Source organism: Methylobacterium carpenticola, from assembly GCF_042748905.1.
Lineage (GTDB): Bacteria > Pseudomonadota > Alphaproteobacteria > Rhizobiales > Beijerinckiaceae > Methylobacterium > Methylobacterium carpenticola.
In genome coordinates this window covers 972,668-996,255 of sequence record NZ_JBHZEO010000001.1, presented here as the reverse complement: position 1 = coordinate 996,255, position 23,588 = coordinate 972,668, and the positions used below count along the sequence as shown (strand labels likewise).

At 72.4% G+C, this 23,588-nt stretch carries 13 protein-coding genes; 8 read left to right on the top strand and 5 right to left on the bottom strand.

Annotation, left to right across the window (positions count from 1 at the left end; genetic code table 11):
• Window positions 1-50 precede the first annotated feature (50 nt).
• The 4 genes from ACE101_RS04730 to ACE101_RS04715 all read left to right on the top strand — a co-directional run bounded on the left by ACE101_RS04730 (window position 51) and on the right by ACE101_RS04715 (window position 12,008).
• Window positions 51-2,243: a glycosyltransferase family 2 protein gene (locus tag ACE101_RS04730; RefSeq protein WP_379138476.1), complete on the top strand. Its 2,193-nt coding sequence runs from the start codon at window positions 51-53 to the stop codon at window positions 2,241-2,243.
• A gap of 244 nt (window positions 2,244-2,487) precedes the next feature.
• On the top strand, window positions 2,488-2,724 hold the full coding sequence (locus ACE101_RS04725; protein WP_379126407.1) for an Lrp/AsnC ligand binding domain-containing protein: 237 nt from the start codon (window positions 2,488-2,490) through the stop codon (window positions 2,722-2,724).
• Window positions 2,725-3,107: 383 nt separating this feature from the next.
• Window positions 3,108-10,541 carry an SDR family NAD(P)-dependent oxidoreductase gene (locus tag ACE101_RS04720; protein WP_379126406.1) on the top strand — a complete coding sequence of 2,478 codons (7,434 nt, stop codon included), beginning with the start codon at window positions 3,108-3,110 and terminating at the stop codon, window positions 10,539-10,541.
• A 99-nt stretch (window positions 10,542-10,640) separates the two neighbouring features.
• A complete protein-coding gene (locus tag ACE101_RS04715; protein ID WP_379126405.1) occupies window positions 10,641-12,008 on the top strand; it encodes an aminotransferase class I/II-fold pyridoxal phosphate-dependent enzyme in 1,368 nt (455 codons plus the stop codon).
• 376 nt (window positions 12,009-12,384) lie between these two features.
• Here the strand turns inward: ACE101_RS04715 and ACE101_RS04710 are convergent, their stop codons facing one another.
• Together ACE101_RS04710 and ACE101_RS04705 are read right to left on the bottom strand one after the other, a co-directional pair.
• Window positions 12,385-13,239: a formyltransferase family protein gene (locus ACE101_RS04710; RefSeq protein WP_379126404.1), complete on the bottom strand. Its 855-nt coding sequence runs from the start codon at window positions 13,237-13,239 to the stop codon at window positions 12,385-12,387.
• 6 nt (window positions 13,240-13,245) lie between these two features.
• The gene (locus tag ACE101_RS04705) at window positions 13,246-14,019 is read right to left on the bottom strand and encodes an SDR family NAD(P)-dependent oxidoreductase (RefSeq protein ID WP_379126403.1); all 774 of its coding nucleotides are present in this window, start codon (window positions 14,017-14,019) and stop codon (window positions 13,246-13,248) included.
• Between the two features lie 181 nt (window positions 14,020-14,200).
• Between ACE101_RS04705 and ACE101_RS04700 the strand changes: the two genes are divergently transcribed.
• Window positions 14,201-16,177: a capsule polysaccharide biogenesis protein gene (locus ACE101_RS04700; protein ID WP_379126402.1), complete on the top strand. Its 1,977-nt coding sequence runs from the start codon at window positions 14,201-14,203 to the stop codon at window positions 16,175-16,177.
• Between the two features lie 34 nt (window positions 16,178-16,211).
• Here the strand turns inward: ACE101_RS04700 and ACE101_RS04695 are convergent, their stop codons facing one another.
• The gene (locus ACE101_RS04695; RefSeq protein ID WP_379126401.1) at window positions 16,212-17,279 is read right to left on the bottom strand and encodes a phytanoyl-CoA dioxygenase family protein; all 1,068 of its coding nucleotides are present in this window, start codon (window positions 17,277-17,279) and stop codon (window positions 16,212-16,214) included.
• A gap of 347 nt (window positions 17,280-17,626) precedes the next feature.
• Window positions 17,627-18,979 (bottom strand): capsule polysaccharide biogenesis protein, encoded by a 1,353-nt coding sequence (locus ACE101_RS04690; protein WP_379126400.1) that lies wholly within the window; start codon window positions 18,977-18,979, stop codon window positions 17,627-17,629.
• Window positions 18,980-19,622: 643 nt separating this feature from the next.
• Here ACE101_RS04690 and ACE101_RS04685 point away from each other — a divergent pair.
• Window positions 19,623-20,855 carry a polysaccharide biosynthesis/export family protein gene (locus tag ACE101_RS04685; RefSeq protein ID WP_379126399.1) on the top strand — a complete coding sequence of 411 codons (1,233 nt, stop codon included), beginning with the start codon at window positions 19,623-19,625 and terminating at the stop codon, window positions 20,853-20,855.
• Here the strand turns inward: ACE101_RS04685 and ACE101_RS04680 are convergent.
• The gene (locus ACE101_RS04680; protein WP_379126398.1) at window positions 20,845-21,813 is read right to left on the bottom strand and encodes a D-2-hydroxyacid dehydrogenase family protein; all 969 of its coding nucleotides are present in this window, start codon (window positions 21,811-21,813) and stop codon (window positions 20,845-20,847) included. The genes ACE101_RS04685 and ACE101_RS04680 overlap by 11 nt on opposite strands.
• Window positions 21,814-22,061: 248 nt before the next feature.
• Between ACE101_RS04680 and ACE101_RS04675 the strand changes: the two genes are divergently transcribed.
• Together ACE101_RS04675 and ACE101_RS04670 are read left to right on the top strand one after the other, a co-directional pair.
• Window positions 22,062-23,165: a branched-chain amino acid ABC transporter substrate-binding protein gene (locus tag ACE101_RS04675; RefSeq protein ID WP_379126397.1), complete on the top strand. Its 1,104-nt coding sequence runs from the start codon at window positions 22,062-22,064 to the stop codon at window positions 23,163-23,165.
• 88 nt (window positions 23,166-23,253) lie between these two features.
• Entirely contained in the window at window positions 23,254-23,517 is a 264-nt protein-coding gene (locus tag ACE101_RS04670) for a PepSY domain-containing protein (RefSeq protein WP_379126396.1), read from the top strand.
• The last annotated feature ends 71 nt before the right edge of the window (window positions 23,518-23,588 follow it).

Genomic DNA, 23,588 nt, shown 5'->3' with positions numbered 1-23,588 from the left:
GAACGAGGACGAGCGTGACGAGCGAGCGCGCAGGCCGGATCCGCGCGGGCATGGCCCGCCCGGCGGAGTTGCAGGCGGCCATCGTGCCCCTGTGGGGGAACGGCACGACGCGCAGCTTCGCCGCGGATCCGCACGATGCGGGCGCCCTCCTCCTCGACCTGCGCGGGACCGGCCTCGGCGGGCGCTGGGTGGAGATCAGCTTCCGGGACGAGGGCCGCGGCTCGTTCAGCCGCGTCGAACTGGCGGCCGTCGCCGAGGGCCTGAGCGAGCACGAGAACACCAGCCTCGCCGAGCGCGCCTTCGGCAACGGCCGCTTCACCTGGATCGGCCGGCTCCCCGCCGGCCTCGCGGCGTTGCGGCTCACGCCGATGCTCGGCGAGACGGAGGTGACCCTCACCGACCTCACCATCCGGGTGCAGAGCCGGCTCACGCTCCTCGGCCGGGGCGTCCTGCGCGCGCCCGTTCTCGCCGCGCAGGCGGTGTTCTGGCGCTGCCTCGGCAAGCGGGTGCGGGCCCGCAACCGGCTCACCCGCGCGATCACCCCGCCCGGCCTCACCGGCTACGACACCTGGGTGCGCTGCTTCGACACCCTGACGGATGCGGACCGCGCTCAGATCCGGGCCGAGGTCGCCGCGATGGCCGACCCGCCGCTGATCTCCGTGGTGATGCCGGTCTACAACCCCGCCCCCAAGGTGCTGGAGGAGGCGCTGCGCTCGGTGCGCGCGCAGCTCTACCCGCGGTGGGAACTCTGCATCGCCGACGACGCCTCGACGGACCCGGCGGTGCCGCGCCTCCTGGCGCGGATCGCCCAGGACGAGCCCCGGGTGAAGCTCGTGCGCCGTCCGGAGAACGGGCACATCGCGCGGGCCACCAACACGGCCCTGGACCTCGCCACCGGCGCCTTCATCGCCTTTATGGACCACGACGACGTGCTGCCGGAGCACGCGCTGTTCGAGGTCGCCAAGGCGATCCTGCGCGAGCCGCAGCTCGACCTGATCTACACGGACGAGGACAAGGTCGACGCCAGGGGCCACCGCTTCGAGCCGCACTTCAAGAGCGACTGGAACCCCGAACTCCTCTACGCGCAGAACTACATCAACCACCTGACGGTGGTGCGGGCGAGCTTGGTCCGGGAGGTCGGCGGCCTGCGGCCGGGCTTCGAGGGCAGCCAGGACCACGACCTGCTCCTGCGCCTCAGCGACCGCCTGTCCCCGGACCGCATCCGCCATCTGCCGCAGGTGCTCTATCACTGGCGGGCGGCGATCGGCTCCGGCACCTTCTCGGATACGGCGCTGGAGCGCGCCGAGGCCGCCCGCCTGCAATCCCTGCGCGATCTGATCGCGCGGCGCGGCTGGCCGCACCGGGCCGAGCGCGGGCCGCTCGGCTTCAACCGCCTCGTGCGCATCCTGCCGGCGCCGGCGCCGCGCGTGTCGGTGGTGATCCCGACCCGCGACCGGGCGGAGCTGCTCGCCGTCGCGCTGCGCGGCCTCCTGCACGAGACCACCTACCCGGACATCGAGGTGATCATCCTCGACAACGACAGCCGCGAGCCCGCGACCGGAAAGCTGCTCGCCGAGGCCGCCGCCGATCCGCGGGTCCGGGTGCTGCGCAGCCCGGGCGCCTTCAACTTCTCGGCCCTGTCGAACGAGGGGGCGGCGGCGGCCAGCGGGCCGCTCCTCCTGTTCCTCAACAACGACATCGAGGTGACCGAGTCCGGCTGGCTCGCCGAGATGGTCTCCATCGCCGTCGAGCCGGATGTCGGGGCGGTGGGCGCCAAGCTGACCTATCCGGACGGCACGCTCCAGCACGGCGGCGTCGTGCTGGGGGCGGGCGGCGTCGCCGGCCACAGCCATCTGGGCATCGGACCGGAGGATCCGGGCTATTTCGGCCGCATGGTGATGACGCAGGAGGTCTCCGCTGTGACCGGGGCCTGCCTGATGATGCGCCGCAGCGTGTTCGCCGAGGTCGGGGGCTTCGACGCCGACAGGCTCACGGTGGCGTTCAACGACGTCGACCTCTGCCTGCGGATCCGGCAGGCCGGCTACCGGATCATCTGGACGCCGCATGCCAGCCTGATCCACCACGAATCGAAGAGCCGTGGGCAGGAGGACACGCCGGAGAAGCGCGCCCGCTTCGAGTCGGAGGTGATGACGATGCTGGAGCGCTGGGGCCCGCAGCTGCGCAACGACCCCTACTACAACCCCAACTTCGCCCGCGCGAAGGCGCAGTTCCGGCTCTGGTGAGCGGAAACCCCGCAGGCGGCGGCTCCGCGGCGGGGAGCGCGAGACCGGCGCTCAGTTGCCGGCCACGCGCCGCCCGGTTAGAGGTGCTCTAGATCGGGACCGGGGGCGGGACGGATACGGGGGCGGGATCGGGCGATGCGGGCGCGGGGTGGCGCCTCCGCCCCGGACCGCGCATCCCGCCGGGCCAGACCATCGGGCGGCGGTGCCCCCGCGCCGCCGGACCGATCGGGGAGCCCGAGTGCCGATGCAAACCTTCTTCGTCGAGATCAAATGCCGGCTCGGCCGCACCTACGCGGTGGCAAGCGCCCTCGCCGACCGGGAGATCGCGTCCGAGATCTACTCCACGGCCGGGCACTACGACGTGCTGGCGAAGTTCCACGTCGATGACGGCGTCGATATCGGCCATTTCGTGGCCGAGCGGGTGCAGACGATCCCGGACATCCAGGACACCCGCACCATCATCACCTTCAAGGCGTTCTAGGCGGCCTGCGGGACTGTGGCCCACCGGCCGCAACCTCTCGTTGCCATCGTCCTGCCCCGGCCGTCGCCGCAATACGACCCGAATTTCGGGTTTACTGATCAGCAGGCGAGCAAAGGACGGGGCGGAGCCAGCTTAACCAAAACCCCAGCCTGACCACCGGCAGACATCGGCCGATATGGCGCGCTTGAAGGCAAGCTGCCGCTATTCTCGGCTCAGGTTTGACTGATGAGGATGTGCAACACCGTTCGCATCGCAGCATGAACGGTGGGATTAGGGCGACCACCGGGGGTTGGCCTCGGCTCGGATCGCATATTATGGCTTAGGAAGGTCCGCGTCGGCACGAAACCGCCGGCTTCCCCAATGAGCGAGCGTGCGTACCGAACGTGAGACATCGTCCTGACATCGCGATCATCGGTCGGGCCTGCCGGCTTCCGGGTGCAACGGGCATCGACGGCCTCTGGCAGCTCCTGGTGGAGGGACGCTGCGCCGTCTCGCGGATTCCGGAGGACCGCTGGTCGCTGGAACGGCTCGGCCATCCCCGGGCGCAGGAGCGCGGGAAGAGTTACACCTGGGCCGCGGGCGTCCTCGACGACATCTGGTCCTTCGATCCGACCGTGTTCGGCATCTCGCCCCGCGAGGCGGAGCAGATGGACCCGCAGCAGCGCATGCTGCTGGAACTGACCTGGGAGGCGCTGGAGGATGCGGGCCTGCGTCCCTCCGCGGTCGCGGGCACCGAGGTCGGCGTGTTCGTGGGCGCCTCCTCGCTCGATTACGGCAACCTGCGGGTGCTCGACGTGGCCTCCGGCGACGCCTACGCGGCGACCGGCAACACCCTGTCGATCCTCTCCAACCGCATCTCCTACATCTTCGACCTGAAGGGGCCGAGCTTCACCCTCGACACCGCCTGCTCGTCGTCGCTCGTCGCCCTCGACGCCGCCGTGGCGGCGATCGCCTCGGGCCGGATCGACACGGCGGTGGTCGCGGGCGTGAACCTGCTCGCCAGCCCGTTCAACTTCATCTCCTTCTCCAACGCCTCGATGCTCTCGCGCACCGGGCTGTGCCAGGCCTTCTCCGCGAAGGCCGACGGCTACGTGCGCTCCGAGGGCGGCGTCGTCCTGGTGCTGCAATCGGCCGAGGCCGCCGCACGGGCGGGTGCTGCCGTGCGCAGCGTCATCGCCGCCTCCAAGGTCAACTCGGACGGGCGCACCACCGGCATCTCGCTACCCTCCGGCTACGCCCAGGGCGTGCTCCTGGAGGAGATCTACCGCGAGGCGGGCATCGCCCACGACGCCATCGCCTTCATGGAGGCCCACGGCACCGGCACGCCGGTGGGCGATCCGATCGAGGCCGGCGCCATCGGCGCCAAGGTCGGCCGGGCCCGCTCGACGCCGCTGCCGATCGGCTCGATCAAGACCAATATCGGCCATACCGAGCCGGTCTCCGGCCTCGCCGGCCTGCTCAAGGCGAGCCTCGCCCTCGAGCACGACCTGCTGCCGCCCTCGCTGCATTGCGAGGAGCTGAACCCGAACATCCGCTTCGACGAGCTGAACCTCGCGGTCAACACGGCCGCGCGGCCCCTGCCCCGCACCAAGGGCGAGCGCTTCGCGGGCGTGAACTCCTTCGGCTTCGGCGGCACCAACGCCCACGTCATCCTCACCGACCCGAAGGCTGCGGCGAAGCCCGCCGCGGCGGCGAAGCCCGCGCCGGTGCCGGAGGTGCTGCTGGTCTCGGCCCAGACCCGCGCCGCCCTCAACGAGCTCGCCGAGACCTATGCGGACCGGCTGGAGGGCGCCGGAACGGAGGATCTCGCGCGCCTCGCCGCCGCCGTCGCCCATCGCCGCGAGCGCCTGCCCGCGCGCCTCGCCATCCCGCTGACCGACGCGGCCGCTATGGCCGAGACCCTGCGCGCCGTCGCCGCCGCGGAGGAGCCGCCGGCGGCGGCCCTCGGCACCGCCGTCGAGCGGGCCGGCCCGGTCGCCTTCGTCTATTCGGGCAACGGCAGCCAGTGGGCCGGCATGGGCCGGGACGCCTATGCGACGAGCGCGGTCTTCGCCGCCCGCTTCGACGCGGTGGACGCCCTGTTCCGGCCGCTCTCGGGCTGGTCGCTGAAGGAAGCCCTGTTCGCCGAGGATCTCGACCAGCGCCTCGCGCTCACCAGCGTGTCGCAGCCGCTGATCTTCGCGATCCAGAGCGCCTCCACGGCGGCCCTGCGCGCCGTCGGCCTGACGCCCGACCTCATCCTCGGCCACTCGGTGGGCGAGATCGCGGCGGCGGAAGGCGCCGGGATCCTGAGCCTCGAACAGGCCGTCCGGGTGATCTTCAACCGCTCGAAGCATCAGGAGAGCACGCGCGGCCTCGGCACCATGGCGGTGCTGCTCGCGCCGGTCGAGGAGGTCGAGGCCTTCCTCGCCGATTACCCGGATCTCGACATCGCGGCGCTGAACAGCCCCAAGGCCGTCACGGTTGCGGGCCCGGTCGAGTCGGTCGAGGCCGCCATGAAGGCCTTCGCGCGCAAGCGCCGCCGCGGGCGCAAGCTCGACCTCGACTACGCGTTCCACGGACGCCTGATGGACCCGATCGAGGTCCCGCTCCTGCGCGACCTCAAGGGCCTCGCCCCCTCCGCCGGCACGGTTCCGCTCGCCTCGACGGTGACGGGCGACGTCCTGCCGGGCGAGCGCTTCGACGCCGGCTACTGGTGGCGCAACATCCGCGAACCGGTGCGGTTCAGCGAGGCGGTGCAGGCCGCCGCCAAGGCCGGCGCCCGGGTCTTCGTGGAAGTCGGGCCCCGCCCGACCCTGCTGCCGCATATCGGCGACTGCCTGGAGCCGCTCGGCATCGACGGCGCGACGGTCGGCGTGCTGCAGAAGAAGCCGACCGACCGTGATCCCTTCCTGCAGGCGCTGGCGAGCGCCCTCGTGCAGGGCGCGGCGGTGGACGAGGCCGTGGCCTTCGGGCCCGAGCCGGCCGGCGCGGTGGCGCTGCCCACCTATCCCTGGCAGCGCAAGCCCTTCCGTCTCGCCGAGACGACCGAGGTGCTGAGCCCCGCGAGCCCGCGCCCCTACCACCCGCTGATCGGCACCCGCCTGTTCGCGGGCGGCCTGGAGTGGCAGTCGCATCTCGACATCGCCACCAGCCCGGATCTCGACGATCACCGCATCGACGGGCAGGCGATCCTGCCGGGGGCCGCCTTCGTGGAGATGGCGCTCGCGGTCGCCCGCGAGCATCTGGGCTCGGACACCGTCACGCTGGCGGATGTCGAGATCCAGCAGCCGATGATCTTCTCGGAGGAGGCCCTGCGCGAGGTCCAGGCGCGGGTCGCGCCGGGCGTCAACCAGGTGCAGATCCTCTCCCGGCCGCGCCTCGCGCAGGCCGCGTGGCAGCTCCACGCGGTGGCCAAGATCGTGGAGGGCGAGCGGCCGGCCCCGGCGCCGGTGGCGGTCGCGCTCCCGGACGAGCAGGTGATCGAGGGCGAGGAACTCTACCAGCGCGCCCTGCGCTCCGGCCTCGGCTTCGGCCCGAGCTTCCGGCAGGTGGCGCGCAGCGCGCGGATCGACGAGACGACGATCGTCTCGGAGCTGCTGCCGGCGGAGGCCAATCCCCGCTTCGGCCTGGTGCCGTCGCGCCTCGACTCGTGCTTCCACGGCCTGATCCTGCTCTTCGCCGACCTCCTCGGCGAGAGCGCCACCAAGGCCTACGTGCCGGTGCGCTTCGGCGAGGTGCGGCTGATCAAGCCCGGCGCCGCCATCGCCCGCGCGCAGATCCGGACCCTGCGCTGCAACGAGCGCAGCATCCTGGCCGACTTCACCCTGGTGGATGCCGAGGGCGCGGTGATCGCCACCCTGCGCGACGGCCGCTTCCAGGCCCTGCGCGGCAAGAGCGGCGGCGACCTCGACGCCTACCTGATCCGCCAGTCGACGGAGCTCGCCACCGAGCCGGCCGCGATCCCGCTGGAGCCGCAGCCCTCCGTGGCCGCCACCGTGCGGCGGCAGGCGCCGGGCGTCATCGCCCAGGGCGAGGCCGTGCTCGCGCCCGGCCACATGCTGCTCGAAGGCTGGGCCACGGCCCTGGCCTACCGGCTCGCCCGCGGCCTGTCCCGCGGCGGCGCGATCGATGTCGGCGCCACCGCTCAGGTGCCGGCGGCGATGCGGGCGTGGTTCGTCAACCAGCTCATCGCCCTCGAAGGCAGCGGCCTCGCCGAGGCCGTGGCCGAGGGCCGCTGGCGGCTGCGCACCGACGTGACCCTGCCCGATCCCGACGAGATCATGCGCTGGATCGCGGCGGACCATCCCGACCTCTCGGCGGAGCTGCTGCTCTGCGCGGATCTCGGCGCGGTGGTCGGCCGTCTCCTCGCCGGCACGCTGACGCAGGCGCCGACGCTGCCGCAGGCGGCCCTCGACGGCTTCACCCTGCGCGGCGCCACGGTGCGCGCCTCGGCCGCCACGCTGATGCGCCTCCTGGAGCGCAGCCGCTCGGCGCTGCCGCGCGACCGAGCCCTGCGCCTGCTGCAGATCGGCTACGGCCCGCTCTCCGCGCAGGTCGCGGCCTTCGCGGCGGCGAGCGAAGCCAAGCTCGCCATCTTCGAGGCGGATCGCCGCCTCGCCGAGCGCGCGCGCCTCGCCCTGCCCGCGGGCGTCACCGTGATCGAGGATGCGGGCGACCTCGCCCCGGCGAGCGTCGACGCGGTGCTGGCAAGCGACATCCTCCACCGCAGCGATCGCGACCTGCTCGGCCGCCTCGCCGCGAGCCTCGCCACCGGCGGCCTGTTCGCGGCGGTCGAGCCGGCCGCCTCCCTGTTCCGCGATCTCGTCTTCGGGCTCACCCCGGGCTGGTTCGAGGGCGAGGCGAGCCTGCCGGTCGGGCGCCTCGACGACGTCGCGGGCTGGCAGCGGACGCTCTCGGCCGCCGGCCTCGTGAAGGTCGCGGCGGACCGGGCCGCCACGGAGGCCGGCAACGACCTCCTGCTGCTCGCCGAGGCGCCGCCCCGGCCGAAGCCGGCGCCGGGCCAGACCTTCGCCTTCATCATCGGCTCGGACGACGAGTTCGCGGCCGAAACCGCCTCCTCCCTGGCGACGCTCCTCGTCGCGAGCGGCGTGCACGTGTCGATCATCCTCGATTCCGAGGCGTCGCTGCGCGAGCTGGAGCGGGAGACCCCCGACACGGTGGTCTACCTCGCGGGGGCCTTCGCCCGCGGCGGCGACCCGGCCGCGCGGCTGCGCGAGCGCTGCCTCGGGCTGAAGCGCTGCGTCGAGCATCTCGGCACGCGGCCGACCCGTCTGTGGGTCGTCTGCCCCGGCGCCACCCGCGACCGCGGCGGCCCGGAGGGCAGCGTCGAGACCGGCGTCTGGGCCTTCACCCGCACCCTCGCCAACGAGGTGGCGAGCCTCGACGTGCGCCGGATCGACCTCTCGCCGGCCCTCACCTCCAAGCGCACCGCGGAGCGCCTGCGCGACCTCGTCCTCTCGGGCACCGCCGAGACCGAGATCGTGCTGGACGAGGACCGCACCCGCGTGGTGCGGTTCTCGCCCGGCTCGGCCGGCCCGCTCGCGGGCGCCGAGATGCAGGCGGCCCCGGCCGCCCGCCTGGAGCGCAGCGCCGTCGGCGGCCTCAACGAGATGCGCTGGGGACCGGCCGAGCGCGTGGCGCCCGGCCCCGGCCAGGTCGAGATCGCCGTCGAGGCGACGGGCCTGAATTTCCGCGACGTGCTGTGGGCGCTCTCGATGCTGCCCGAGGAGATCCTGGAGGACGGCTTCGCCGGCCCCCGGCTCGGCCTCGAATGCTCGGGCCGCGTCGCCGCGGTGGGTCCGGGCGTGACCGCGGTCGCCCCGGGTGATCCGGTGGTGGCCTTCGCGCAATCGGGCTTCGCCACCCACGTCATCGTGCCGGAGATGGTGGTGGCGCGGGCGCCGAAGGGCATCAGCCTCCAGGCCGCCGCGACCACGCCGGTCGCCTTCCTCACCGCCTATTACGGCCTCGTCACCCTGGCCCATCTCAAGGCGGGCGAGTGGGTGCTGGTCCATGGCGGCGCGGGCGGCGTCGGCCTCGCGGCCCTGCAGATCGCCGCCATGCGCGGCGCCCGGGTGATCGCCACCGCGGGCTCCACCGAGAAGCGCGCCCTCGTGAAGGCGCTCGGGGCCGAGCACGTGCTCGATTCCCGCTCGCTCGCCTTCGTGGACGACATCCGCCGCATCACCGGCGACGGGGTCGACGTGGTGCTCAACAGCCTCTCGGGCGAGGCGATGGAGCGCAGCCTCAACGTCCTCAAGCCGTTCGGCCGCTTCGTCGAACTCGGCAAGCGGGACTACGTGGCCAACACCCATATCGGCCTGCGTCCGTTCCGCCGCAACCTGTCCTATTTCGGGGTCGATCTCGACCAGCTGCTCCAGTTCCAGCCGGAAGAGGGCCAGCGGCTGTTCCGCGAGGTGATGGCTTTGTTCGCGGACGGGGCCCTCAAGGCCCTGCCCTACCAGCCCTTCGCGGCCGAGGAGGTGTCGGACGCCTTCCGCCTGATGCAGCAATCAGGGCATATCGGTAAGATCGTGATCGCGCCGCCCAAGCCCGGCACGATCCCGGCCGAGGTCCGGCGGCCCTTCACGGTGGCGCCCGACCGCAGCCACCTCGTCACCGGCGGCCTCGGCGGCTTCGGCATCGAGGCGGCGCGCTGGCTCGCCGACCGCGGCGCCAAGCACATCGTGCTCGTCGGCCGCAAGGCCCCGTCGGGCGAGGCGGCGCTCTCGACCATCGCCGCCCTGACCGAGCGCGGGGTGACCGTGCGCGTCGCCTCCTGCGACACCACGAACCGGGAGGCGGTCGCCCGCCTGCTCGACACGGTGGAGGCGGAGGGGCCGGCGCTCGCCGGCATCATCCACGGCGCCATGGTCCTCCAGGACGGCCTCATCGCCAACCTGGATCAGGCGGCCCTGGAGACGGTGCTGGCGCCGAAGGTGACGGGGGCGTGCCACCTCGACGCCCTCACCCGCACGCGCAACCTCGACTACTTCGTGCTGTTCTCCTCGGCCACGACCTTCATCGGCAATCCCGGCCAGGGCGCCTATGTGGCGGCGAACGGCTTCATGGAGGGCCTCGCCCGCCAGCGCCGCCGCCTCGGCCTCCCGGCCCTGGCCGTCGCCTGGGGCGCGATCGGCGATGTCGGTGTGCTCGCCCGCAACCGCGCCGTGATGGAGACCCTGTCGGAGCGCGTCGGCGTCACCCCGGTGGAGGCGCGCAAGTCCCTCGACCTGATGGCCGAGGCGCTGGGGCTCCAGGGCCCGGCTCCGGACGATGCCGTGGTGGCGATCGCCGCCATGCATTGGGGCAAGGCCCGCGAGCGTCTCGCGACGCTCAAGGCACCGAGCTACGCGGCCCTCGGGTCGGAGCAGCAGGCGGAGACCGGCGGCGTCACCGCGATCAGCATCCCGTCCCTGCTGCGCAGCCTCGACGTGGACGAGGTGCGCAAGGTGGTGGCGGACGCGATCGTGGAGGATGTCGCGCGCATCCTGCGGCTGCCGAAGGACGACCTCAGCCGGGTACGGCAGCTCTCGGAGATCGGCCTCGACTCGCTGATGGGCGTCGAACTCGGCGCCAGCCTGCAGGAGCGTTTCGGGCTCGAAGCGCCGCCCGCGGGCGTGTCGAGCGGGCAGACCATCAACGAACTCGCCGACACCCTGATCCAGTCGGTGGCGGCGCCGATCGACGAGGCCTCGGCGACGGCCCTCAGCCTCGCCCAGCGCCACATGGGCGAGAGCCTGGATGCGAGCCAGCTCGATCCGATCCAGGCGCTCGTCGAGGAGAAGAGCCGCGAGATCAAGGTGATCCTGTGATCGCCCGGCCGGCGCGGCTCACCCCGCGCCGGCCTATCCCTGATCTCGCCGCACTCGTCCCGCAGAAGGCGGGATCCTTCACGGACGGACGCTGAGAGCATGACCGGTTCCACCAAACCCTCCGGCGGACGCGAGGCCCTGGCCGGCTTCGTGGCGGCCCGCCTCGGCAAGGCCCCGGCGCGCCCGGCGCCCGCCCGCCCCGCACCGAAGCCCGCCCTGGTGCCCGCGCAGGATTTCGAGACCCTGCCCGGCTACAAGGAGCTGAAGCTCCAGCGCTCCGCCGCCGACCTGATCGGCCTCGGCAACCCGTTCTTCCGCGTCCACGACGCCAAGGCCGGCGCGACGACCCGCATCGACGGCGAGACGCTGATCAACTTCTCGTCCTATGATTATCTCGGGCTCAACGGGCATCCGGAGGTGAGCGGGGCGGCCCAGGAAGCCCTCGCGGCCTTCGGCACCTCCGCCTCGGCGAGCCGGGTGGTGGCGGGCGAGCGCCCGGGCCATCTCGCCCTCGAGCGCGCGCTCGCGGCGCATTACGGCACGGAGGCCTGCGTGGCGATGGTGAGCGGGCACGCCACCAACGTCGCGACCATCGCCGCCCTGATGGAGCCGGGCGACGTGATCTATCACGACGCCCTGATCCACAACAGCGTGGTGACCGGCGCGCAGCTCTCGGGCGCCCAGCGCCGCAGCTTCGCGCACAACGACATCGCCGCGCTCGAAGCCCTGCTGCACGCGACGCGCCACGAGCACCGCCGCGCCCTGATCATCATCGAGGGCCTCTACAGCATGGACGGGGACGCCCCCGACCTCGCCGGCTTCGTCGCGCTCAAGGAGCGCTACGGCGCGTGGCTGATGGTGGACGACGCCCACGGCCTCGGCGTGCTGGGCCGGGACGGCCACGGCCTGCACGAGCATTGCGACGTCGACCCGCGCGCCGTCGACATCTGGATGGGCACGCTCTCGAAGACGCTCTCGTCCTGCGGCGGCTACGTGGCGGGCTGCGCGCCCCTGGTCGAATATCTGAAATGCACCGCGGGCGGCTTCGTCTACTCGGTCGGCCTGTCGCCGCCGCTGGCCGCCGCGGCCACCGCCTCGCTGGCGGTGATGCGGCGCGAGCCCGAGCGGGTGGAGCGCCTGCGCCGCAACGGCAACCTGTTCCTGGCGGAGGCCCGCGCCCGCGGCCTCGACACCGGCTTCAGCCTCGGCCTCGCGGTGGTCCCGGTGATCATCGGCGACTCGCTCAAGGCCGTGACCCTGTCGGACCGGCTGTTCAAGCGCGGCATCAACGTGCAGCCGATCATCCATCCGGCGGTGCCGGAGCGGTCCTCGCGCCTGCGCTTCTTCCTGACCTCGGAGCACACGCCCGAGCAGATCCGCACCACGGTCGCCGTCCTGGCGGAGGAGGCCGAGGAGTTGAACCGCGGCGGCTCGCTGGTCGAGCGGCTGATGGCCCGGCGGTCCTGATAGAGGGGCCTGTTCCCGGATCACCCTCCCCTGATGATACGGTTTCCGGACGATCACTTTCGGAAACCGTATCACGAGCCCGCGCGGCGTCTGAGCGAGGCCGGTTTCCGCATCGCGAAGCGATCATCCGGAAACCGTATGACTGGAGCGTCAGCGGAAGGAGATCCGGGATCCCGCATGAGGATTCGCCGCAAAGCGACTCAATCTTCAGCGCCGTCGAGTAAAGCGGTCGCTTCGCGACGTCTCGTGCTGGATCCCGGGTCGCCTTCCGCTCGCGCAGCGTGCGCCCGGGAAAGCGGTGGAAGCTTGGTTGATCGGGGTCGGGGCCGCGAAGGACCAGTGCCGGCCTCGGGATGCAGCCAGCCTGCGCACCACCTCATCGCCGCGCGGACAAGCTCAGGGCTTCCCGCAGATCCTCGGCATCCACCAGGCGCCGCCCCCGGCGCTTCAGCTCGCGCAGCTCCGCGCGCGAGGGAAAGCCGCAATAGGGCAGGACCGGCAGGACGCGCCCCGCCGGCATCCGGCCGTCCCGGCGCACCTCCGCCAGCACGCCGTCGAGCAGCGGCCGACCGGCCTCGTGCAGCCGCACGGCCGCGCGCGAGGCGGTGACGTCGCCGGGCAGCGCCACCGTCTCCTGCGCCAGGATTCCGCCGGCATCGATCGCCGGGGCGAGGCGGTGCACCGTCACGCCGAAGGCCGGCGTCTCGTCGAGCAGCGCGTGGAAGGTGGGCACCGGTCCCCGGAAGCGCGGCAGCAGCGAAGGATGCACGTTGAGGCCGCCGAGCGGCACCGCCGCGAGCGTCGCCGCGTCGAAGATCTGGTCGAAGTGGAACGAGACGATCAGGTCGGCGCGGTGCTCGGCGAGCAGAGCCGTCGTCTCGGGCGCGTTCACGTCCCGGATCACCGCATGCGGCAGCCCGAGTCGGGTGCAGAGATTCCGCAACGGGGTCGCCTCCGCCACGTCGCCGAGGCCACCGATCCGCTGGGTGACCGGCGCCAGGCCCCGCAGCAGGTCCGGCAAGCCGAAATTCACCGCCAGATAGGGCAGGATGCCCGGCCCCGAGCGCAGGAGATGGCGGCGGACCTGGCCGATCAACCCGCCGACGCTCGGCCGCTCGGGATCGGACAGGCCCACGACGGCGATCTCCGCGGCGTGGTCCGCCACGAAACGGCGCACCGCGCGGGCGTTGGGCAGGGCTTCCAGGGTGAACAGGGCGATGCGCAGGCTCATGGTGTCTCAGCGCTGCTGGCGCTCTCCCATCCGGAAGCTGAAGCCGCGCATCCCGAGGCGACGCAGGGATTCCGGCAGGAGCGCGGCGCCGCGGGCCGCGGCGGCGAGCGCCGCCGGGAAGGCGATCACGCCCTCGTCGCGGGCGAGTCCCTTGGCGATCCGTCGCGCCGCCGCCTCGGCGCTCATCTCGAGCGGCCGCCAGCCCTGATAATCGGCCCCCATCGCGGTCTTCACGTAGCCCGGGCAGACCACGTTCACCCGCACGCCCTTCGGCGCCAGCTTCTCGCGCAGGGCGAGGCCGTGGGCGAGAAGGGCCGCCTTGGTGCCGCTATAGGCCGGGGCGTCGGGCAGGGGCGCGAAGGCGGCGAGCGAGGAGATCAGCGCCACCTGGCCGCGGCCGGCCGCCTCCATCCGGGCGAGGCTCGGCAGCGCGACGTTGAGTGCCCCCATCAGGTTCACGTCGAGGACGAGATGGGCCGTCTCCGCCGTCTCGACGCCCCCCTGCGGGTGACCGCCATTCACCCCCGCATTGGCGATGACGAGATCGAGGCCGCTTCGCGCGGCGAGATCGTCGATCCAGGCCGCCATGGCCGGGCGGTCCCGCACGTCGAGGCTGCGGGCCTCGACCTCGGCGCCAGCCTGCCGGCACGCGGCCGCCACCGCCTCCAGGCGATCCGCACCCCGGGCATTGAGGGCGAGCAGCGTCCCGGGCGCCGCGTAATGCTGCGCGAGGGCGGCGCCGATCCCGCTCGACGCGCCGGTGATCAGGATGACGGGCATCCGGCTCCTCCTTCGGAACGGGCGCGGCCCGCCCGGCGGTCCCGCCTATAGCCGCCCCGCCGGGACACCGGAAGGACCGCGCGCTGCGCTCGGAGCCACGGCCGCGCTTGACGCCGTCATGCCGATATGGAACGGGCGCTGAAACCGCGGCGAGCAACGACCCGCCCGAGACGAGTAGCGGATGGATCACGGCAAGCTCAAGCGGTTCTGGCCCCGGACGGCATCCGAGAGCGAGGCTCCGACACCGGGACGCTCGCGGCGGCTGGGCAGCGATCCGATGTCGCGGCGCGTGCGGCTGACGGACCGGTGGGACGAGGGCTTCCTGCGCCTGCCCGAGGCCAAGGGCGTGCGCGATCTCAGCTACATCGTGGACGGGCTCGGCATCTACTACGACGCCACCGCCCCGAGCGAACTCGAGATCATGCTCGAGGAGGGCGGCTGGGAGACCCCGGAGATCCTGGCCCGGGCGCGCGCCGGCATCGCCCGTCTGCGCGCCGAGGCCCTGAGCCTCGACAACGACCCGCGCCGACGCCCCCTCGCCGAGATCGTCGGCCCGGCCGAGCCGGGGATCCGGCGCGTGGCGATCGTCGATCAGGCCCGCACCGATCCGACGATCGGCTTCGGGCTCGCCGGGGCGACCTGCTTCACCGCCATGCTGGCGGCGGCCGCCGCCGAGCATCCCCGCGCCGAGCGCGTGGTGGTGATGGACCCCTCGGCACCGCTCGGCACGGCGGGCCACATCGATGCCGAGACCGCGCAGCGCTACGGCGCCCGCCTCGTCGCCGACCCGGTGGCGGCGTGGTCGGTGGTGGACGCCTGCGAGCGGCTCATGGTCGTCACGAGCCATATCGGGGTCGAGGCGGCCCTGGCGGGCCGCGCGGTCACCTGCTTCGGCCTGCCCTTCTATGCCGGCTGGGGCTTCACCGACGACCGGCTGCACCTCGCGCGGCGCTCGCATGAGCGCAGCCCGGAAGAGGTCTTCGCCGCCGCCTACATCGTCTGCTCGCGCTACTTCGATCCCTATACGGGCGAGGCCTGCGGCCTGGAGGAGGCGCTCGACGTCCTCTCGCTCGTCGTCGGCCGCCAGCGCGAGAACGCGGCGCGCACCCTGTGCCTCGGCTTCTCCGCCTGGAAGCGCCGCTCCGTCGCCGAGACCTTCGCGTCACCCGGCAACCGTCCGGTGATCGCCGAGGCGACGACCCGCGTCACCGCCGCGGACCTACGGGGCTTCGCACGGGTCGTCGCCTGGGCGAGCCGCATGCCGGAGGGCACCGAGGAATCCTGTCGCGCCGCCGGCCTGCCGCTGCTGCGGATGGAGGACGGATTCCTGCGCTCGATCGGCCTCGGCGTCGCCCTGCGGCCGGGCGCCTCGCACGTCCTCGACCGCACCGGCGTCTATTACGATGCCACCCGCCCGAGCGACCTGGAGACGCTGCTCCAGACGGCGGCGTTCGACGAGGCGATGCTCGCCCGCGCCGCCGGCCTGCGCGAGGCGATCGTGGCCGCCCGGGTCAGCAAGTACAATGTCGGCAGCGGGGCGATGCCGCGGCCGCCCCGGCCGGGCCCGGTGGTGCTGGTGGCCGGCCAGGTCGAGAACGACGCCTCGATCCGTCTCGGCACGCGCGACGTGAGCACCAACGCGGACCTGCTGCGCCGCGCCCGCGAGCGCCATCCGGCCGCCGTCATCGCCTTCAAGCCGCACCCGGACGTGGAGGCGGGCCTGCGCCCCGGCTGGGTGCCGCCCAAGGACCTCGCCGCCCATGCCGACATGGTGCTGCGCGACGTCTCGGCGGCGGATGCGATCGATGCGGCCGACCACGTGGAGACGCTGACCTCGCTGATCGGCTTCGAGGCGCTGCTGCGCGGCAAGCCGGTGACGACCCACGGCCTGCCCTTCTACGCGGGCTGGGGATTGACCGAGAGCCCGCCCTGCCCCCGCCGGACCCGGCGGCTCAGCCTCGACGAGCTGGTGGCCGGGGCGCTCATCGCCTATCCGCGCTACGTCGACCCCCGCACCGGCCTGCCCTGCCCGCCCGAAGTGCTGGTCCACCGGCTGGCGGAGGGCGATCCCGCCCTCGCCCGACGCACGCTGACGCCCGAGGCCGTGATGAAGCAGGCGTGGTCCCTGATCTGGCGGCACGTCCTGCGGCGCGGCTGACCGCGTTCCGGGGTGGGGTCAGACCTGCCTGGGGTCAGACCTGCGCCGGCGCGTCGATCGCCACCGGGCCGACCGGCCGCCAGGGCGCGCCGCGCCCGGTCAGCTGCCGCTTGAGGTCCTGAAACCCCAGATAGAGCGACAGCTCGCGTCCGCGCAGGCCCGGGAGCGCCTTGGGATCGAGGCCGGTCCAGGGCAGGAAGGGATTGCGCCGGATATAGGTGTGCACGGTCACCCGGGTGCTCGGCCGCAGGCTCGGCGCCCGGGCGTGGAAGCCGAAGGTATCGGCGATCACCAGGGTGTTGGCCGGCACCGCCACCCGGACCGGTGCGCCATAGCCGAGGGCCGCGAGGTCCTCCGCGCGGATCCGGAAGGAGCCGGCGGCGTGGTGGCTGTCGGCGGCGTCCCGGGCGGCGATGCTCTGCGCCCGCTCCCAGGCGAGGCGCTCCGGCGTCAGCCGGTGCGATCCCGGCACATAGACGAAGGGACCATCCTCCTCCGCCACGTCGTGCAGGAAGAACCAGCCCTTGGTCGTCGCGTGGAAGGTGTCGGCGTGCAGGGCGGTCTGGGGATCGTCCGGACCGTCCGGCTCGGCCAGCACGGTCTGCAGATAGGTGACCGGCTCGCCGGAGCGGGATGCGGCGTAGCAGGTCAGCCCGCGCAGGGTCGGGTTCCGGGTGAGCGCGGCGAGGTGGGGCAGCCCCGGCAGGTTGTCCCGCCCGAGCGGCACCATCCGCTGGACGGCCTGCCCCTGGCGCAGCTCGCGGGCCGCGAAGGACCGCCCGAAGACCTCCTCCTTCAGCGCCCGGAACGCCTCGGGCTCCAGGAAGTCGCGCTTGATGACGATGCCGTCCCGGTCGAAGGCGGCACGGTCGGTCAGGTCGATCAGGGCGGCGAGCCGGGCGCGACGATGCTCGGCCATGCGCCCGGCGAGTTGCACGCGCGCCACGTGGAGGCCCAGGCGGTTGAGCGTCGGGCTGCCGAGGATCGGGTTCTTCGAGAAGGACTTGTCGGCTCCGGCGATGCCGGCGAGCCAGATCGGCACGCGGGCGGTCGATGCGACGGTTCCGGCCACGCGCGCGGCCGTGCGGGTGAGATCGGCCATGGTTCGTTCGGCTCCTTCCTCCCGTCCGCTTCTGGGGCGGAGAGCCGGTCGGACACGGCCACCGCACTGGCAGACGCTCCCTGCTGGCGCGGCTTCACGACCGAACTGTGATCTCGAGAACGTCTTTCGGCAACATAACGGTAAAATCCATCAGTATTGCTGATTACACAGAAACAAATCAGAAAAGCAGGCGGCCACAGTCGCAAGCAATCATCAACATATATCAATCCGTCCGGTCTTGTCCCCGAGCCGGAATGCGGTCCGGCCGAGGAAGCGGGGCCCCGAACGCGGCGAAGCCGGCCCGTGAGGGCCGGCTTCGTGGTCCGATCATGCCGAAGAGGTCGTGTTCAGACGTTCTGGATCGCCTCGATCCCGCCGAGTTCCGGCTGGAGCACCGGAGCTTGGCGCTTGCGGCGGGCCGCGCGGTTGCGGACCTCGAGCCAGGTCCCCTGCGCGAGATCGAGACGGGCGGCGCCGGCCTCCACCGCCGCGGCGAGCCCTTCGCGCCGGTAATACACGCCGCGGATCTGGATGTTGGCCACGATGGCCTTGATGAAGGCGTCCCACAGGTCGCGGCGCGGCGGCTGCCCCTCGGTCCAGAACCGGTCGAGGGAGCCCTGATAGGTCAGCCCGTCGATGTCGTAGACGGCGGCGCCGAGCGTCATGGTGGGCTTGCCCGCCCGCATCGACCACATCCCGACGGTGCTGTTGACGGTGACGACGCCGCGGGCCCCGTCCAGCATGGTGGCGAGCTGACCGCCGTCGACGTAGTCGACCCGGTCGGCGACGTTCCACTTCAGGGCCGAGCGGCGCACGATGCGGCGCCAGTTGCGGATGTTCGGATCGAGCGGGTGGATCTTGATCAGCAGCCGCGATCCCGCCGGCGCATGGGCCGCGAAGGAGCGGATCACCATGTGGATCGGCGTCTTCAGATCGAAGAACGGGGAATAGGCCCGCAGCTGGAAGTCGTTCTCCATCTGCAGGGGCATGACGTAATAGGTCGTGCCCGCCGCCCGCAGCGCCTCGACCAGACGGTCGCCCTTCGGCCCGGTGAACTTGGCGCGCAGGATGTGGAGCGCGGTGAAGAGGTAGACCAGCGCCGGGTGATGCACTTGGTGCGAGCGATAGCCGGGATAGAGCCACCAGAGCCAGTTGCTCATCAGGTGGTAGGCCATGTCCCAGATGATCTGGGTGACGAAGCTGTCGCGGTAGCGCGGCGACAGGTCCGGCTCCGGTGCCTCGCGGGCGAGTTCCAGCACGGATTCGGGATCGCGCGGGAAGCAGCTGTCGCCCGACATGCCGTCGCGCTCGAAGGTGATCCAGTCCGGCCGCAGATAGCCGAAATCCGTCACGGTCACGTTGAGGTCGCGGGCCTTGGCCGCCGCGATCGCGACCTTGTGGTAGAAGCGCTGCTCGCCGAGGAGCACCAGATCCGTCACGCCCTCGCGGTCGATCAGATCGGCCACGAAGGCCGGCCACTTCTCGCGCGAGCCGCGGAAATCGATGCCGCCGGGGCGGCGCCAGAACAGCCAATCCCCGAAGCAGAGATTGACCCGCAGGCAGCGATGACCGCGCGCTTCCAGCGCGTCCGCCATCTCCGCGAAGAACGGCGAGATCGGGCCCTGCAGGAAGAGGAAGACCTGGCGCTTCGTCCGGCCCGTGGATCCGGCTCCACCGTGTCTCGCAGGATCAGCTCTCACGCGCGCACCTCGGGGCTGTTTGCACGACGGCGGGGCGGCAACGCCTCGTCGCAACTCAGGGTAAGGGCCACCCCCCGCAGGGCAATGGCATCCCTGCAACACCGCGCCGGAATCAGGGGCGCAAGCCGCAGGAAAGGTGGCTGTCCTTGAACAGGACGACGGCGGAGCGGCGGTACCCCCCGTGGGTTGCGAGGAACTGCGCAATCGCGGCAGGAACAAGGAAGGACGATGATCCGCCTGTGGTTTTCCCCGCAATGCCCGGACCGGGACGGGACCGCCACATGGGCGTCGCATTCCTGCCCGACCAAGCGCGGCCGTCGGGCCGCCTCGCCGTGCCCCGGCACGGCCAGCTGTGGGCTCGGGGCAACAGGCGGGCCGGCTCCCACGCCGGCAGCCCCGTCGAGCGGTCTGTTAAATCGATTGTGGCATCGCTCCCTGCTAGGCTGACGGTCGGCGGAGCGCCGCAACGGCGGCTCTGCCGCACGATCCGCGACCGCGGGATCGTCCACCCCGGACGGCCCCGCTCTGACAAGTGAGTTCGGGCGCGGATGTCGTGCCGCGGCGTCGCCGTGGAACCCGCGCCTCCAGGACGATGAACGCCGGCGCGGCAGCGGCCGGGCGGCGTTCGGTGTGGAGGACCTGTATGGTGCGCGTCGGACCGCTCGCAGTCCTGGGGGCCTTGCTGCTCTCCGGCTGCAGCAACTTCCTGCCTGCGGCCGGCCCCACGGCCAGCGCCGTGACCGAGGGTGCGGACGTCGCCACCGACCAGGGCCTGCTCGCCCGCTACGAGATCATCGACGTCGATCCGGCCGTGGTGGAGGCCATGCGCGGCCGGCCCCTCGACAGCCTGCTCGCCTCCTTCGGCGACCGCCGCCCCTCGATCGCCCCCGTGATCGGCATCGGCGACGCGGTCACCGTGACGATCTGGGAGGCCGGCTCCGGCGGCCTGTTCTCGGGCCCCGTCATCGCCGACCGGTTCTCGGCCGGCTCGAAATCCTCGACCATCCCGGAGCAGATCGTCGGCCGCGACGGCGCGATCACCGTGCCCTATGCGGGCCGGGTCCACGTGGCGGGCAAGCGCGTCCAGGACGTGCAGGCGCAGATCGAGCAGGAACTCGCCGGCAAGGCGATCCAGCCGCAGGTGCTGCTCACCGTGACCTCGCCGCTGAGTTCGAGCGTGACCGTGCTCGGCGAGGCGGCGGCGGCCGGCGGGGGCGCGCGCCTCTCGGCCGCGGCCCTGCGCGGGCCGGTCTCCTCCATCGGCGGCGGCCGGGTGCCGCTCACCGAGCGCGGCGACCGCCTGCTCGACGTGATCGCCAGCGCCGGCGGCGTCTCGGCCCCGGTGAACGAGACCTTCGTGCGCCTGTCGCGCGGCCAGACCACCGCCACGGTGCCGCTGCTCAGCGTGGTGTCGAACCCGCGCGAGAACATCTACCTGCGGCCCGGCGACACCGTCACGCTGGTGCGCGACCCGCAGACCTTCCTGGCGGTCGGCGCCCTCGGCGCCCAGTCGGAGATCCCGTTCAACGCGGACGGCATCACCCTCGCCCAGGCGCTCACCAAGGCGCGCGGCCTGTCCGACTTCCAGGCCGATCCGGCGGGCGTGTTCCTGTTCCGCTTCGAGCCGGCCTCGGTGGTGCGCCGCCTGCGCCCGAACAGCCCGCTCCTCGGCAGCCCGCAGGTGCCGGTGGTCTACCGGATCAACATGCGCGACGCCAACAGCCTGTTCGTCGCCCAGGCCTTCCGGATGCGCAACCGCGACCTCGTCTACGTCTCCAACGCGCCCTTCACCGAGGTTCAGAAGGTGCTCGGCGTGTTCTCGACGGTGACGGCGCCGGTCGCGGCCGGCGCCTCGATCTACAGCGTCACCCGCTGACGACCCGGACCGGGGCGCCGCGCCGCCACGCGGCGATCGCCTCGACCGTGTCCTCGTAGAACATCCGGTAGGTGGTGTGCGTCACGTAGCCGAGATGCGGGGTCAGCACCGCGTTGGGCAGCGCCCGCAGCGGGTGGTCCGCGGGCAGCGGCTCCTGGTCGAAGACGTCGAGGCCGGCGGTGATCCGGTCCTCGCGCAGGGCCGCGACCAGCGCCGCCTCGTCCACCAGCGGGCCCCGGGCGGTGTTGATGAGGACCGAGCCGGGCCGCATCAGCCCGATCTCCGCCGCGCCGACGATGCCGCGGGTCGCGGGCGCGAGGACGAGATGCAGGCTGATCACGTCGGCGCGGCGGAAGAGATCCTCCCGCGAGACCAGGGCCGCCCCGCCCGCCGCCGCGCGCTCCTCCGTGAGGTTCGGGCTCCAGGCCACCGGCAGCATCCCGAAGGCGGCGCCGATCCGCGCCATGCGGCTGCCGATGCGCCCGAGCCCAACCAGCCCGAGGGTGCGCCCGTCGAGGGTGCTGCCGATGCTCTCCTGCCACCGCCCGGCGCGCATCCGGGCGAATTCCGCGGGCAGATGGCGCAGGCAGGCGAGGATGAGGGCGAAGGCGAGTTCCGCCGTGGCCACGCCCCCCTCCCCGTTGCGGGTGTGGCAGACGGTGACGCCGGCGGCCGCGAGCGCCGCGAAGTCGAGGGAATGCGTGCGCCCGCCGGTGAACACCACGAGCCGCAGGTTCGGCAGCGCGGCGATCAGTTCCGCGTCGAGGGGCATGCGCTCGCGCATCAGGCAGAGCACCGCGTAGGGCGCGAGCCGCTCGGCCGCCTCGGCCCGCGGCACCGGCGCGTCGAACACATCGATCGCGACCGCGGGGCCGAGGCTCCCCCAATCGGCAAGGCCCGTCGCGGCCTGCTGATAATCATCCAGGACCGCGACCCGGAGCAGAGCGCCTGCCGTCATTCCGTTCTCCCTCGGCGCGGCGGAGGTCCCCGCGGAGCGCCTCGCGGCGATCGCCGCGATGGGCGGGATCCTGGCGCATCGGGCCCCGCCGCGAAAGCGCCCGGTTCGCACCCAATGGCGCCGATGTGACAGATCGTGTGCGTAGAATGGTGGGCTCAGGGCATGGCGGACAGGAGGCTGCCGGCCGTGCTATGGCCCGGTCCCATCCGCTGACGGAGGACGATGACGTGGAGCAGAGAGGAGCCAGGATGACGCGGAGCAGGGCATGGGCCCTGTGGCTCGTGATCGCCGGGCTGCTCTGCAGTGCGCCCGCCTCCGCGGAAGTGGTGGTGGGCGTGGCGGTACCGCGCTCCGGCACGGTGGCGGGAATCGGCGAGCAGGTGCTGCAGGGCGTGCAGGCGGCGATGAAGGACGCCAACAGCCGCGGCGGGATCGCGGGCGAGCCGATCGTGCTCAGCGTGCAGGACGACGGCTGCGAGCCGGGCCAGGCGGTCGAGGTGGCCGAGCGCTTCGTGCAGGCGGGGGTTCGCCTCGTCGTCGGTCACGTCTGCTCCAGCGCCTCGCTCGCGGCCTCCGACGTCTACGCGGCGAACGGCGTGGTGATGATCAGCCCCGCCTCCAACGCCGCGCGGCTCACCGATCGTGGCCTCGCCACCATCTTCCGGGTCTCCGGCCGCGAGGATGATCAGGGGCGCCTCTCCGCCACCATCCTGGCGGAGCGCTTCCGCGACAAGAAGATCGCCATCCTCTACGACGACACGCCGCTCTCGCGCAGCCTCGCGGATTCGACGAAGGCGAACCTCAACAAGATCGGCCAGAACGAGGCCCTGTTCGCCGCCATCGTGCCCGGCCAGACGGACGATGCCGCGCTGATCAAGCGGCTGCAGGCGGCCGGGATCGAGGTCGTCTATTACGGCGGCCATTACCAGGAGATGGGCAAGCTCGTGCGCACCGCCGCGGAACTCGGCTACCGGCCGCAATGGTTCGGCACCTCCGGCATCGCCACCAAGGAGTTCGGCACGCTGGCGGGGGCGGCGAGCAACGGCGTCCTGATGACCTTCAACCCGGACCTGCGCCGCAAGCCGGAGGCCGCCGCCGCCGTGAAGGCCCTGCAGGCGGACGGGATCGAGCCGGTCGGCTTCGTGCTCTACGGCTACGCGGCGATGCAGGCCCTGGTCGAGGCCGGGAACTTCGCCAAGTCCACCGATCCGAAAGCCATCGCCGCCACGCTGCATGCCGAGCGGTTCAACCTCGTGCTCGGCAATGTCGGCTTCGATCAGAAGGGCGACGTCACCGCGCCGGGCTACGTGCTCTACGTCTGGCGCGACGGCGCCTTCACCTACGCGAACTGAGCACTCGCCGACCGGCCAAGCTCAAGCGGAACCGTAGCCGGCGGCTCGCGGTTCCCTCCCTGGTTGAACGAACAGGGAGTCCGGATCGATGCGCTTCTCCTCGCTCGCCCTCGCCGCCGCGCTGACGGCGGGCAGCGCCGGCCTCGCGCTCGCGGCCGGCCGGCCCGGCGCCGACTGGATGCCGGCCGAGCAGGTGAAGGCGAAGCTCTCGGCGGCCGGCTACGAGTCGATCACCGCGCTCGCGGCCGACGACGAGCGCTGGGAGGGCGAAGGCTACAAGAACGGGCGCAAGCTGGAATTCTACGCCGACCCGCGAACCGGCGCGATCATGTACGAGCAGCCGGACGATTGATGCGGCCGAGACGGCCTCGCCGAGGTGGGGCCATGGAACCCGCGACACGCCTCAGGCTGAGGCGTGTCTGC